Source organism: Legionella steelei (genome assembly GCF_001468005.1).
Lineage (GTDB): Bacteria > Pseudomonadota > Gammaproteobacteria > Legionellales > Legionellaceae > Legionella > Legionella steelei.
On sequence record NZ_LNYY01000021.1, the window covers coordinates 546700 to 559992 of the forward strand.

The following is a 13293-nucleotide window of genomic DNA, read 5'->3' on the forward strand; positions in this document are numbered from 1 at the left end:
CTTAAGTTTTCTTTTCTATACTTCTCGCGTCTAGTTTGGAATTTAATAAAAATAAAGGAGACTAAAGTGGCTTATAACAAACATCATGGTCATGAACAACATACTGGTGCTCATCATGGCCACCAACCCTCTGGCTATAATCCCCATGCTCATGTTTATCCCTCTACCTATACCCCTCATGTACAGGTTTCAACACCCTATGTTCCTCCCGTTTCTCATGTTACTGTAGTTCCCACAAGAAGAAGTTATGGTACTTATCGAAGTTATTCTACAGGTACAGGCGCAGGAGCTGGGGTATTGCTCGTAGGTGCTTTGATTGTTATTCCACTATTCATTTTTGCGTTAGTACTCAAACTTACTCTTGGTGCGGTTGGGTTAGCTGCTACATCAATGGCCTCTGCTGGGGTTGCTGCTGCAGGTGCCGGCGCTTTTGCTTTGAGTGCTGGAACTTTTGGTATCGGTGCACTCGCCTTATATGCTGCTTTGGGTCTTGGATATCTGTACTCCAGTGCTAAAGAATGCTATAGCAGCGATAAGAACGTATTTGCAATGATTAAATCTCGTGTTGTTCATGAAGACAAACCGAGTTTTACCGGCGTGATAAAATCTATAGGCGCTGCGCTGTGGTCTCCATTTTTACTTATCGGTGGTTTGGCTGGCATGGGCGCTAAAGCAGTTGCGAACGCAATTTGTGCAAAGCCTTCGACTGTAAAGACAGAGGAGCCTGGAGTGCAATTTGGTACATCTCCCTTTTCAAAACTTAGTGAGCCCTCGAAGAAACAAGAGCAGCGTCGGAGTCAAGATGTAGTGCCAGGTCAATTTGACAGTCCCTTACAGACTGATACCTCTCAAGCTACTGGAAAAGGTTCCCATCTTTTAGACTCTCAGATTGATTTTCCTACTTCTGGCTTATATCCTAGTTTAAACGGATACTAGTTTTTCATTTAGTTGTTGGTTTGGGGGGTATTTGAGCCTCCAAACCAACGAATCAAACAGCACTTTAATCTAAGTTCTAATTTAAGCCTCTAAACATGGTTCTATAACCCAAAACTAAGGGATGTTTAGCACATTCTCTTCGGCCGCATCTAAGCTTTTTTATCCATAAATAGACTATAATTTAATCAGGATGCTTTATGGAGTATCAAAAGTGGCTTATAGCAGATCGGTTATTTCAGCAAAAGAAACAACTACTCCAGTATGGCAAGATTTAAGTCCAACAGATCAAAAAAATATCGCAGATCGCATGCAGCAATGGTTTGCAGATATAGAAAGACGTAATCAACCTCATAATACCGAAACAGATCCCTATTTAGCGACTCAATTTTTGTCACGTTTTGGATTAAAAAATGCTTCCGAAGTGTTTGATTTTCTGAAAACAACAGGTGGCAATATGGTATTGACCATGATTGCCCGAGAAATCATGCATGAACAATCACGAGTGCAAGAGCTTAGGGAACGAAATGCAGAAGAAATGCTCAGACAACAACATGTGCTTTTTATTCTTATGGGTTTAATCGCAAAACGAGAAGAACTGGCTAAAAATGTAGACCATCTGCTCCAACTAGAAATCGACAAACATTTTTTGAAGGAACATGCTGAACACAGTCATCCAAAAACTTCTGAGTATCATCCGATTAGAATTATAGATGAGATGATCGATTATTACGTTGAGACCATTAAAGCATTAGATAAGGAGTTGGATGATTTAGAACAACAACTGGATCAGGTTGAAGACGAGTTGGAGGCTATTGAAGCAGAAGAGCAATGGATAGAGGCCTATCATGAGGCGCTTCATGCACATATCGATATACTGGATACGTATTTACGGATACCTCTTTTAAACCATCCCCAAGAAAGTCCTACTGCTTTTTCTGAACGAAGAATCACTGTTTTGACGCAAAATCTAGAACGCTATAAAGAACAAGAGGCGCTATTTAAAAACACCACTCCTGATAGTACTAACACTCAGAATATTGTAAGAAATCGTCTTAACAGCCACATCAGAACAATTGAGCATGAACTTAATTTTCATAAAGTTCATCTAAGTCAAACAGCAACAAACTTTGAAGAGTTATTTCGCCTGACTTTGGAACAAACGCGATCTCAAATACAAGAGCTTCAGCTACAACAATCGACTCCTGGAGAATTGGATGCACAAATTGAGGGTTTAAAATTACGTGAACAAGGATTGTCTTCTGCATTAAAAGTAATGAGAAACAAGAAAATACTTCTTAACGATCAATTAGAACAAGTGTTTGATTTTTCTCAAGCCCGTTTTATTATCAAACCTGAAGAGGCAAAACGCCTTGTACAAAAAGATGATGGTTCCTATGCTTTAATTCCTAAAGATGCAGATCCTGATAATTTGAGTGAAGAGGAGTGGTTGCAAGCGAAGCGTGACTTTGAGCAAGCGAAAGAAAGTATTCAAACGCCACGTGTTAATTGTCTTGAAAAAATACAAGAAAACTTGCAGAAACATATGCACCGCAAAGAACACCATCTCAGCTTAAGAGAAGTATTAAGAACCCAAAAGTTAGAGATGCAACGTGCCAGAATGGAAATGGGGGAAACATTGAGAGAAGCTGAGGATCGAAGAACATTCTTATTAAGTAGGCGGCCTAGTGTGCAACAGACATCTAGTGCAAAATCTGAACCTCCTGCAAGTTATGCACAAATGATAGAAAAATTTGAATCTTTAGTATTAAAAGCACCTAAAAAGGACGATATAGAAAACGCACGCGGTATTGTCGAGCGCTCATCAATCTCTCCTAAAAATAAAGGCGAGCTTAATAAATTAATCGAACAAGTCGCACCAGAGAAGACTATGGGGTCACAGCAAAGGCTTCAATGGCTCTACAGCGCCAAACGATTGATAAAAGATACATCGCCCACACCCGAAGCCGATCCGACTTTGCGAAAAAAAGATTAAACAAACCTGATGCCACAGGGATGATGAATCGGCGTATTCCGTGTATAATGCCGACAATTTATTTTTCAGGTTGCTTCATGAATAAACAGGACTTTTACTTCGATTTACCTCCAGAATTAATTGCGCAGTATCCTTTAGCTAATCGTAGCGATTCACGCCTTTTAACTTATAATCGCCAAAAAGGTGAATATGGTCACTATCAGTTTCGCGAAATTGCTGATTTTTTAAATCCTGGCGATTTACTGGTAATGAATGATTCCAAAGTGATCCCGGCCAGACTTTATGGCCATAAAACCACTGGAGGAAAAGTTGAGCTATTAGTTGAACGGATTACGGGGGAATTGACTTTTCTAGCTCATATTAAAGCCAGTAAAGCGCTGAAATCTGGCTCAATAATTAAGTTGGATCAAAATAAAGAAATCGAAATTCTTGATAGGCAAGATGATTTATTCATTTGTAAAGCGGATATGGAGGTCTTGAAATTATTGAATGGAATAGGGCATATTCCTTTACCTCCATACATTACCCGAAATGATGAAACTCTGGATCTGGATCGTTATCAAACCGTGTATGCAAAATATGAAGGATCTGTGGCAGCACCCACAGCGGGCTTGCATTTTGATGAGTCAGTTTTATCGAGCATCCAGTCACGGGGGGTTACAGTAGCCTATCTTACTTTGCATGTTGGGGCAGGGACATTCAGGCCTGTGCGCAGTGATAACATAAAAGATCATAAAATGCATAGTGAGCGATTTACAATTAGTCCCGAATTATGCGCTGCGGTACATGCCACAAAGGCTGCAGGAAATAGGGTAATCGCCATAGGGACAACTGCTTTGCGTAGTCTCGAGAGTGCAGCACAAGATGGCGTGCTTACCGCATGCAGCAGAGATACGGATATCTTTATTTACCCAGGATATCAGTTTAAGATTTGCGATGGATTAATGACTAATTTTCACTTACCTGAATCTACTTTGTTAATGCTGGTTTCCGCTTTTATTGGTCATGAACGAGCAATGATGCTTTATCAAGAAGCAATCGAAAAGAGGTATAGGTTCTTTAGTTATGGTGACACCAGTTTATTGCTATAAATCAGGAGTTCAGGAATGTTGACCGCCGTACAGAATTTTTTACCCGTCCTCACTTCGGAAGCAGGTTTGTGTCTTACAACAGCAAATTGGCAAGAGGCAAAAGTAACAGCAGCATCTTACTCTTTAGAGAGTTTGTTGTATAAACCTGGTCAGGATGTACTCAAAAAAATAACTGATTTATCACATTATCTTGTTTGGCCTGAGGTAATCGTGCTCAATGCAGCATCATTGGTGGCGAATAAAGAAGGAATTTATACGCTTAAATCACCCTATGATGGTTCGAGAATAAAATTTACATCAGAGGAACTTTTTCATCTTATTCAGCATTTAAAGCCCGATGCAGTTGTTTTGCCGCAAAACATAATGCAAGATTTTCCACAAATTTGGGATAATTGGAATGATGTAATTGTTCCATTTATACATGTTAATGATCTTAAAAAGCATGTGGTGGCTAAATCGCATGGAGTGTATTTTAATGTTGTACATGAGTTGGATTGGGAGCAATTAAATCGCTGGTCTCATGTACCGCGCTACGTCATGGGCTGCTTTGATTCCGAGTTAATTTGGCGCCTGTATGACAAAGGTATAGAGTTTATTGAGACTAACGAACCAGCGCAAGCAGCATTACAAGGAAAAGTCTATAGTCGCGCAGGGGATGTGGATTTAATGGATGCAAAAACAGAGATGCAATTTGAACTGATTGATTCTGATTGCGTTTGTCCCACCTGTTCGCAGCAATTTACTCGTGCCTATCTTCATCATTTATTACAACATACGCCTTTATTATGTCAGCGATTTTTGATTCAGCATAATGTGTTTTATGTGCAGAATGGTAAACAACCTGTTTGATTGTATTTTACCCTCACCCTACCCCCTTTCCCGATAGCAGGAGAGGGAATTATTTTAACTTTAGGTGTTTAGCCAAAAATCCCATCTCCCCATGGGGGAGAAGGTGTTTTTCAGGGCGGATGAGGGTTGTTATTTATGATAATGTTTGACAGTTTTTTTCATAACAGCTAGCATTACCAACAATTGATGGCGCGGGGTGTCGTGATAAACGTCTGAGAAATACCCGTTGAACTTGATCTGGTTCATACCAGCGTAAGAACGCCTTAAATCTGAATTTTATTTTAGAGCAATTTGAACTTTTAGAATGGCCTTGCCATGATATATTGGCTCTTGTTTAGAGTTATTATCAACAGTTCTAATGCAGGTTAATTTCTTCAATTAAGTCTTTACGCGATATCTGTAGCCATCCTTTATTTTATCTATTAATCCAAGGAGCTATGGCATGAGTGCGTTATCTACACGAACAACTTTATTACTCAATTGGTATGCAAATCCTTACCATACCCCAATTTTTGTTGCCCATGCATTAGGTTATTATCAACAAGAAGGCATAAAATTGGCAATTTTGGAGCCTAGTGATCCCAGTGATGTGACTGAAATTGTAGGTATGGGACATGTTGATTTTGGGGTTAAGGCTATGATTCATACCTTAGCGGCTCGTGCAAAAGGTTATCCTGTCACATCAATTGGGACCTTATTGGATGAACCTCCTACAGGGCTTATCGCACTTAAATCCAGTGGTATTACCTCATTTCAAGACATCGTTGGTAAACGAGTAGGGTACATTGGTGAATTTGGCAAAATCATTATTGATAATTTGGCACAGTTGGCGGGTATTGATCCCACAAGTTATGAAACTGTGCGTATTGGTATGAATGTTACGGACGCAATTTGTCGTGACCTTATTGACACGGGTATTGGTTTTATTAATTTTCAAAAAGTTGAATTGGAACACTTACGTGGTGAAACGGTATTTTTACGCATAGACCAGCTTGCGGGTCTTGGGTGCTGCTGTTTTTGCTCCATTCAGTTTATTGTGCCAGAAAGAATGTTAAAAAATCCTGAAACTATTAAAGGATTTCTCAAGGCCACGCAACGTGGCGCTGCATTTACTACTGAAAATCCAGATGAAGCTTATGAGCTTTTATGCAGAGCAAAACCTCAATTACGAACTCCAATGTATCAGACCATTTTCATTCGAAGCCTGCCCTTTTTCTCACGTAATCTTTTAAATGTAGCTCGCGATTGGAATAAGGTCGGTAGTTTTGGCAAGCATTTGGGGGTAATTGATGACGCTTTCTCAGTGAACTCTTGTTATACAAATGAGATGTTACCCAAAATGCCTTATTCTGATCTGGAGCCTATCGCGTGTTGTGTGAGTGAATAAAAATTAAATCATTGCCTGGATTTGTAGCCTGGTTGCTTGCAACCAGGATTGGCCCAACTGAGATAGGTTAAGTTTGAGTGATTATAAATGAAAAATGCTGCTGTGGTTGGTGCTGGAGTTATGGGATGTTTGCTGGCCTTGCGTTTACAAAAAGAGGGATGGCAGGTGACCCTCTTTGAGGCGGAAACCTCATTCAATAACTGTAGTTTTGCTGCAGCAGGTTTATTGGCACCTTTGTCTGAGCTTGATAAAGCGGAGCAAGTAATTTTTAGTTTAGGAATGGAGTCAGTTGATACATTATGGAAGCTTATTTTGAATCAATTAACTGATCCTATTTATTTTCGCCAAGAAGGTTCGCTTGTAGTTCACCACCCTCAAGATAAAGCAGAATGGCAGCAGTTCAGTACTCGAATTGTCAATAAATTAAGTGATTCATGTTATCAGTTGCTGACTCAAGATACATTGAGTCAGCTTGAACCAGAGCTGAATCAATTCAAAGTGGGATATTATTTCCCCAAAGAGGCTCAACTTGATAATCAGGCTTTGTTGTTGGCACTAAAAAAACATCTGTGCCAGCAAGGAGTTATTTGGCGAGAGCAAACTTTTGTTGCTCACCTACATTCAGGCCAAGTAGCAACAGCAAAAGAGTCTTATGTATTTGATTTTGTTTTTGACTGCCGAGGTATTGGTGCAAAAAGCACTTTTGCTAATTTACGTGGACTGCGAGGAGAGCTTATTTGGCTACATGCACCTGAAGTTCGCTTACAAAGACCAATACGGTTCTTGCATCCACGATATAATATTTATATTGTTCCTCGTCCTAACTCCTATTATCTTGTTGGTGCCAGTGAATTAGAGACAGAAGACCCCAGTCCAATTTCAGTACGTACCACGCTTGAATTATTAACGGCGGTTTACTATGTACATCGAGGTTTTGCCGAAGCACGGATAATTAAAACGGTGACGCATAGTCGTCCAACATTGGTGCATCATCAACCTCGGATAAAATATGCAAAACAATTGATTGCTGTTAATGGACTTTATCGTCATGGATTTTTAATTGCTCCGGCTTTGGTAGAGGAAATTATACGTGGATTAAAAAGTAATCAAAAAGATATCTGTTACCCTGAGCTTTGGGAGGCTTATTCGTGATTATTTATATAAATGATAAACCACTAAATTTAGATGCATCCTGTACGTTACAGGAAATGCTTGCGCAGAAAACGGGCGTTGCTGTACATGTTGCAATTGCAATTAATAATCAATTTATCCCCAAATCCATGTTTGCTGATACAGTCTTGCGTGAGGGTGATCGTATTGATCTCATCGTGCCGATGCAAGGAGGTTAGGGGATGTGGCATTTAGCAGATAAGCCTTTAACGAGCCGTTTGCTTTTGGGAACAGCAGGTTATCCATCCCTTGAGGTAATGACCGATGCGATTCGCTCCTCTAAAACGAACGTAATTACCGTTTCTTTGAAACGCCAAATGGCAAATGGGGTGGGTAGTGATTTATTTTGGCAAACCATCCAATCTTTGGATTGTCATGTACTTCCCAATACTGCTGGTTGTCGCGATGCGCAAACTGCGATTACTACTGCTGAAATAGCGCGTGAACTGTTTCAAACATCATGGATTAAATTAGAAGTGATTGGCGATGATTTCAGTTTACAGCCGGATCCTTTTGAATTGCTGCGTGCGGCTACTGAATTAGTAAAACGGGGATTTGAAGTCTTTCCTTACTGTACCGATGACTTGGTTTTATGCCAACGTTTAATTGATTGTGGTTGTAGGATCTTGATGCCCTGGGCAGCGCCTATTGGTTCAGGAAAAGGATTACTCAATCCTTTTGCTTTGGAAACATTACGCCATCGACTGGCAGATGTAACCTTGATAGTCGACGCAGGGATTGGCAAGCCATCTCATGCAACACGTATTTTGGAGTTAGGTTTTGATGCAGTTTTACTGAATAGCGCGGTTGCTTCAGCGATTCATCCTGTAGCAATGGCTGCAGCTTTTTCGCATGCAGTTATTGCTGGACGAGGTGCTTTCGAGGCAGGGCTTATGCCAGAGCGGCTTGCGGCACAATCATGTACCCCTTTGATCGATACCCCTTTTTGGCATCAGGAGGTGATATAATGAGTACTGTGTGGACTAATACGAAACATGAGGGTGAGCTACACACTTTTCGTGGATTGGGTCTTGAGATTCAACTACCATGTTTTAATGAAACTATTCAGCCTAATGCAATTAAAATTAGCGAGAGCTTTTCTCCTGAAAACCTAAAAATGCTACAACAGTATTCTGGAGCGGTTGTTCTAGATTTTACTTTACCTGTATCTCCAGATATGAATAAAAATGCCAAGCATTTAACCACGGGATTTTCTTTTGCAGATGTTTTGATACTGAATACACATGAAGCCGAATTTATTTTAAAGCGAAGGATTAGGACGCATCAAGCCATGCAGGAGGCGGCTCATGAATTAATAACTTGGGGTGCAAACAGTATATTTCTTTTGGGGCAAGATCTACAGGATAACTCATGGGAGCATGATTATTGGACAAATGGTGTTACTTCATTTTGGCTGACGCAAAATCGCTTCGCTGATGCAAAATCCCCAGAGCTGCGTTCAGTTCTATCCGCAGCGATTACTGGGGCATTGGCTCTTGGGCATTCTCTGGAGGACGCGCTCATTATCGCAAAAATGTACACACACCAAGCAGTACGTCTGGCACAATCCAATTTATATTATGGTAATTTTTCAGAGCATGAAATGGATTTGCCCTATCTTTCGTCCAAGCCTTTGTATGCAAAACCCAAGCCATTTAAACCATGCCATCGATTAGGCCTTTATCCAGTAGTTGATAGTTACTCATGGGTCGAAATGCTGTTAAAGCTAGGGGTAAAAACCATTCAATTGCGCATTAAAGAAAGAACTGAGACTCTTGAAGAAGAGATGAGACGCAGCATCGCGTTGGCTAAAAAGTATGGTGCTACATTGTTTATTAATGATTATTGGGAAATGGCTTTAAAATTGAATGCAGAAGCGGTTCATTTAGGACAATCGGATTTGGATGCTGCGGATCTTGAGGCGATTAGAAATCAGGGCTTATTGCTGGGAGTAAGTACGCATTGTTATTTTGAGGTTGCACGGGCACATGCGATTTGCCCCTCATACATTGCGATCGGACCGATCTATCCAACGACCAGCAAAGAGATGCCTTTTTTAGCCCAGGGCATTGAGCATTTGCAACGTTGGCAACGTACTTTAAATTATCCCTTGGTGGCAATAGGGGGGATCAATCTGGAGCGAATGCCTGATGTAGTTGCTACAGGTGTTCAAGGCATTGCTCTAATTTCTGCGATTACGCAAGCGAATGATCCACAAAAAGCGACGGCGCAACTGTTGAGTTTTATTGACTGATAGCACTGTGAGGCAAAATCTAGGTTAAGGAACTTAATATGGCTGTTTTATCTGAGTTTGAACGTTATTCCCAGCAAATTAAATTAGCAGAAATTGGTATTCAGGGGCAAAAAAAACTGCAACAGGCAAAGGTATTGTGCATCGGTGCGGGCGGTATTGGTGCGACATTACTTCCTTATCTTGCTGGAGCAGGAGTGGGAACAATAGGGATTATTGATAATGATTTCATTGAAGAAGGCAATCTGCATCGGCAAATTCTTTACCAAGAAATAGATATTAGCAAAGCAAAGGCTGCTGTGGCAAAGATGAAGCTGAACACGCTCAACTCTAATATCCACATCGAAGATTATGCATTTCGATTAACTGCAGATAATGTAGAAGAGCTTATTGTTCAATATGATCTTGTAGCAGATTGTTCCGATAATTTTTATACACGTTATTTGGCTCACGATGTTTGTTATCGTTTAGGAAAACCCTATGTTTATGCGAGCGCATACCAGTTCCAAGGACATTGTTCTTTATTTTATGGACAGCAAAATCCATGTTTACATTGTTTGTTTCCGATTATTCCTGATACTAACGCCAATTGCCAAAATGGGGGTGTTATCGGTACGTTGCCAGGATTGTTAGGGATCGTGCAAGCAACTGAAATGATTAAATGGATTACTGGTAGTGGTACTTCATTATTGAATCGATTACTGTGTATCGATTTGCTCTCCATGGAAATAAAAAATATTCGGCTGACTAAAAATCAGCAGTGTCCGTTTTGTGTTTATGGCCATGCTCTAGAAGAAGATGCTTTTGGATTGTGTTCGTCTTCGGAGAATATGCAATCTATTGCGATTTCGACGGAAAATTTACCCAATTTTTTGCAAGAAAATCCTCAGGTGCTTTTATTGGATGTAAGAACGGCTGACGAACATCACGATAAAAACTTAGGTGGAGCGTTCATACCATTAGCTGAGCTACCCATGCGCCTCAATGAGCTTAATCCCTTAGAACCCATCCTTATCTATTGTCAGTCAGGTCAAAGAAGTCAGCGGGCTGTAACGTTATTAAGAAAATCGGGGTTTCCTAGAGTATATCATTTGGCCAATGGGATCGATTCATTGTAATTGTCTGTGCCCTATTCACCGAACGGCTGTATGGCAGAGGAATTTTTTTCTATCGCTGAATATCCTGATATGAAGTAGATCATTATAAGTAAAAGAATAAAAACCTTTACTTGATTCATTTAGATTCCCTTTTAAACTGCTCTTGCAAATTATAGTTCAAAAAATGAACTGATATTATGAAAAACTGTTTTAAATTCCTTATTGATTCATTTACCTTAAGAACAATTCCCTATATGATGTCACGCGGTTATCAATAGTAGATTAAAGGAGACAGTATGAGTTTTTTTATTAGCGATGCTCTGGCTGCAGCGGGGACTACAGCAGCGCCTCAAGCAGATGGAACTTTTTCGCTCGTTATGATCGCTGCTATTTTTGTGTTGTTCTATTTTATGCTTATCAGACCTCAAAACAAAAGAGCAAAAGAGCATCGTGAATTAATAGGCCGTTTAAAGAAAGGTGATGAGATCGTTACCTCAGGTGGTATTTTAGCTAAAGTAGTTAGTCTGGATGACCAATACATTAAGATCAGCCTTGCAGAAGGTGTAGAGATTAATATACAAAGAGGCGCAGTAAGTACTGTATTGCCCAAAGGCACTTTAAAATCGCTTTAAAAAAAGTCATAGGGACACACGGAAATGCAAAATAAATATCCTCTATGGAAAAACCTAATGCTGATTGTTATTGCAGTTATTGGGTTTGTTTACGCCATACCCAATTTGTACACAGAAAACCCTGTAGTACAAATTTCGTCTGAAACACCTGTAGATTATGATGAATTAAAAAATCAGATAGAAGCTATCTTAACAAAAGATAACATACCTCATAAAGCAGTCATCGTGCAAAATGAAGATGTGGAAGTTGTTTTTTCATCTACTGATTCCCAGTTATTAGCGCGTGATGCGATTAAAAATGCTCTGGGAACCCAATATACTGTAGCTCTAAATCTGGCGCCGTCTACACCAAATTGGTTGGATTCCATTCGTGCCGCTCCAATGAAGCAAGGTCTGGATTTACGAGGCGGGGTACACTTCCTGTTAGAAGTTGATGTTGACAGTGTGATTAGCCGTCGTTACGAAGGAATCATGAAAAACATTAGCCAAGAACTCCGTGAGCTTGGTATTCGTTATACAGGTATTCGTTATGTAGTAGATAAGGGAGTTAATTTAAATTTCCGTGATAGTGAATCGATGAATAATGCCTATCTTGGCTTAAAGGAAAAAATTCCTGAACTCGTTTTCGTAAAAAGTAAAACAGATAATGGAATTCTAGCCTCGATTTCTCCCGTCGAATTGAATAGTATGCGTCAAAACACCATTGAGCAAACAATGAGTATTTTACGCAATAGGGTTAATGAATTAGGTGTTGGTGAAGCGGTTGTACAACAACAAGGAGCAACCCGTGTTGCTGTTGACTTACCAGGAATTCAAGATGCGGCACGTGCGAAGCAAATTCTTGGTGGTACTGCAACCCTGCAATTTTATTTAGTCGATCAGGATAATGATCCACAAATTGCAAAACAAACAGGAGCTATTCCCGTTAATGATAAATTGCTCATGATGGATGGGCATCCTATTTTGTTAAAAAGACAAGTAGTATTGAGTGGTGATTCAATTACCTCTGCAGTTTCCAGTTATGATCAGCAAACAGCAACTCCAGCAGTACAAATACAACTTGGTGGGGGCGGTGAAAGTCTATTTACTAAAGTGACTCGCGAGAATATTGGCAAACGTATGGCTATTGTTTATGTTGAAACCAAAAATAACATACAAATTGTCAATGGAGAGGAAAAAAGGATTACTCATAGAGAGGAGCGTGTTATTAGTGCTCCAGTAATCCAAAATGCCTTAGGTAATAATTTCCAGATTACAGGTCTTGCTGACAGCAAAGAAGCAAGTAATTTGGCTTTATTACTCAGAGCTGGAGCGTTACCTGCGGCCATCTATCCAGTCGAAGAGCGCACAGTAGGTCCTTCCTTAGGTAAAGAAAATATTCGTAGAGGTATTGTTTCTTTACAAGTCGGTATGGGCTTAATTCTGATTTTGATGTTGGTCTATTATCGACTTTTTGGTCTCATTGCTAATATTGCGCTGTTGCTTAACTTGATATTGCTCTGTGCTTTATTGTCGGTTATCGATGCAACGCTCACGCTACCGGGTATCGCGGGAATTGTATTGACGGTAGGTATGGCTGTAGATGCTAACGTGCTGATTTATGAACGCATTCGAGAGGAGTTGCGCCATGGATTATCACCACAAGCCGCGATTTACGCAGGGTATGAGCGTGCATTTTCTACCATTCTTGATGCGAACATCACTACATTAATCGTCGCCATCATTTTATTTGCTGTGGGTACAGGACCTGTACGTGGATTTGCGATAACCCTTTCTTTAGGGTTGCTCACCTCCATGCTCACAGGGATCACATATACCCGAGCAATTGTAAATTGGTATTATGGTGGTAGGGCTGTTAAAAAATTATCTATTGGTATTTAAGGCGAG

12 protein-coding genes and 1 riboswitch are annotated in these 13293 nt (G+C 40.2%); all 12 genes read left to right on the plus strand.

Annotation, left to right across the window (positions count from 1 at the left end):
* Nucleotides 1-66 precede the first annotated feature (66 nt).
* The 12 genes from Lste_RS16995 to secD all read left to right on the plus strand — a co-directional run bounded on the left by Lste_RS16995 (nucleotide 67) and on the right by secD (nucleotide 13287).
* Nucleotides 67-936: a hypothetical protein gene (locus Lste_RS16995; protein WP_058512169.1), complete on the plus strand. Its 870-nt coding sequence runs from the start codon at nucleotides 67-69 to the stop codon at nucleotides 934-936.
* A 211-nt stretch (nucleotides 937-1147) separates the two neighbouring features.
* Nucleotides 1148-2929, plus strand: coding sequence for a hypothetical protein (locus Lste_RS17000; RefSeq protein ID WP_237760520.1), 1782 nt, complete (start codon nucleotides 1148-1150; stop codon nucleotides 2927-2929).
* Nucleotides 2930-3006: 77 nt separating this feature from the next.
* On the plus strand, nucleotides 3007-4020 hold the full coding sequence (gene queA / locus Lste_RS17005; protein WP_058512171.1) for a tRNA preQ1(34) S-adenosylmethionine ribosyltransferase-isomerase QueA: 1014 nt from the start codon (nucleotides 3007-3009) through the stop codon (nucleotides 4018-4020).
* 15 nt (nucleotides 4021-4035) lie between these two features.
* Nucleotides 4036-4869, plus strand: a complete 834-nt coding sequence (locus Lste_RS17010; RefSeq protein WP_058512172.1) for a tRNA-guanine transglycosylase — start codon at nucleotides 4036-4038, stop codon at nucleotides 4867-4869.
* Between the two features lie 182 nt (nucleotides 4870-5051).
* A riboswitch (TPP riboswitch) is annotated at nucleotides 5052-5145 on the plus strand.
* Nucleotides 5146-5311: 166 nt separating this feature from the next.
* Nucleotides 5312-6256, plus strand: a complete 945-nt coding sequence (locus Lste_RS17015) for an ABC transporter substrate-binding protein (RefSeq protein ID WP_058512173.1) — start codon at nucleotides 5312-5314, stop codon at nucleotides 6254-6256.
* An 87-nt stretch (nucleotides 6257-6343) separates the two neighbouring features.
* Nucleotides 6344-7408, plus strand: a complete 1065-nt coding sequence (gene thiO / locus Lste_RS17020) for a glycine oxidase ThiO (RefSeq protein ID WP_058512174.1) — start codon at nucleotides 6344-6346, stop codon at nucleotides 7406-7408.
* Entirely contained in the window at nucleotides 7405-7605 is a 201-nt protein-coding gene (gene thiS, locus Lste_RS17025) for a sulfur carrier protein ThiS (RefSeq protein WP_058512175.1), read from the plus strand. The genes thiO and thiS overlap by 4 nt, the downstream gene beginning before the upstream one ends.
* Nucleotides 7606-7608: 3 nt before the next feature.
* Entirely contained in the window at nucleotides 7609-8394 is a 786-nt protein-coding gene (locus Lste_RS17030; protein WP_058512176.1) for a thiazole synthase, read from the plus strand.
* On the plus strand, nucleotides 8394-9680 hold the full coding sequence (gene thiE, locus Lste_RS17035; protein ID WP_058512177.1) for a thiamine phosphate synthase: 1287 nt from the start codon (nucleotides 8394-8396) through the stop codon (nucleotides 9678-9680). The genes Lste_RS17030 and thiE overlap by 1 nt, the downstream gene beginning before the upstream one ends.
* Before the next feature lie 38 nt (nucleotides 9681-9718).
* A complete protein-coding gene (locus tag Lste_RS17040) occupies nucleotides 9719-10795 on the plus strand; it encodes a HesA/MoeB/ThiF family protein (RefSeq protein WP_058512178.1) in 1077 nt (358 codons plus the stop codon).
* Between the two features lie 275 nt (nucleotides 10796-11070).
* The gene (gene yajC, locus Lste_RS17045) at nucleotides 11071-11406 is read left to right on the plus strand and encodes a preprotein translocase subunit YajC (RefSeq protein ID WP_058512179.1); all 336 of its coding nucleotides are present in this window, start codon (nucleotides 11071-11073) and stop codon (nucleotides 11404-11406) included.
* Between the two features lie 24 nt (nucleotides 11407-11430).
* Nucleotides 11431-13287 (plus strand): protein translocase subunit SecD, encoded by a 1857-nt coding sequence (secD, locus tag Lste_RS17050; protein ID WP_058512180.1) that lies wholly within the window; start codon nucleotides 11431-11433, stop codon nucleotides 13285-13287.
* Nucleotides 13288-13293: the final 6 nt, after the last annotated feature.

Coding starts and splice junctions, on each gene's coding strand:
- secD (WP_058512180.1), top strand. CDS start 11,431: ATGCAAAATAAATATCCTCTATGGAAAAACCTAATGCTGATTGTTATT.
- Lste_RS17030 (WP_058512176.1), top strand. CDS start 7,609: ATGTGGCATTTAGCAGATAAGCCTTTAACGAGCCGTTTGCTTTTGGGA.
- queA (WP_058512171.1), top strand. CDS start 3,007: ATGAATAAACAGGACTTTTACTTCGATTTACCTCCAGAATTAATTGCG.
- thiO (WP_058512174.1), top strand. CDS start 6,344: ATGAAAAATGCTGCTGTGGTTGGTGCTGGAGTTATGGGATGTTTGCTG.
- Lste_RS17015 (WP_058512173.1), top strand. CDS start 5,312: ATGAGTGCGTTATCTACACGAACAACTTTATTACTCAATTGGTATGCA.
- Lste_RS17010 (WP_058512172.1), top strand. CDS start 4,036: ATGTTGACCGCCGTACAGAATTTTTTACCCGTCCTCACTTCGGAAGCA.
- thiE (WP_058512177.1), top strand. CDS start 8,394: ATGAGTACTGTGTGGACTAATACGAAACATGAGGGTGAGCTACACACT.
- Lste_RS17040 (WP_058512178.1), top strand. CDS start 9,719: ATGGCTGTTTTATCTGAGTTTGAACGTTATTCCCAGCAAATTAAATTA.
- yajC (WP_058512179.1), top strand. CDS start 11,071: ATGAGTTTTTTTATTAGCGATGCTCTGGCTGCAGCGGGGACTACAGCA.